Source organism: Pseudoalteromonas sp. RB2-MNA-CIBAN-0110 (genome assembly GCF_040309305.1).
In the GTDB taxonomy this organism is placed as follows: domain Bacteria; phylum Pseudomonadota; class Gammaproteobacteria; order Enterobacterales; family Alteromonadaceae; genus Pseudoalteromonas; species Pseudoalteromonas arctica.
The window spans coordinates 1-207 of sequence record NZ_JBEOOQ010000386.1; the positions used below are offsets into that span (position 1 = coordinate 1).

General features: G+C 46.4%; 1 tRNA gene. It reads right to left on the minus strand.

The features are described from left to right. Nucleotides 1-130: 130 nt before the first annotated feature. Nucleotides 131-206 (minus strand) — tRNA-Val (locus tag AAEY68_RS21870). Nucleotide 207 lies beyond the last annotated feature (1 nt).

The following is a 207-nucleotide window of genomic DNA, read 5'->3' on the forward strand; positions in this document are numbered from 1 at the left end:
TGATACTGGACTTGAACCAGTGACCCTCGCCTTGTAAGGGCGATGCTCTCCCAACTGAGCTAATCACCCACATATAATAGGTATGCCTGTTATTTAATTCTTTGTTGTCAATTAACCGCTTGATGTAATTTGGTGGGTGATACTGGACTTGAACCAGTGACCCTCGCCTTGTAAGGGCGATGCTCTCCCAACTGAGCTAATCACCCA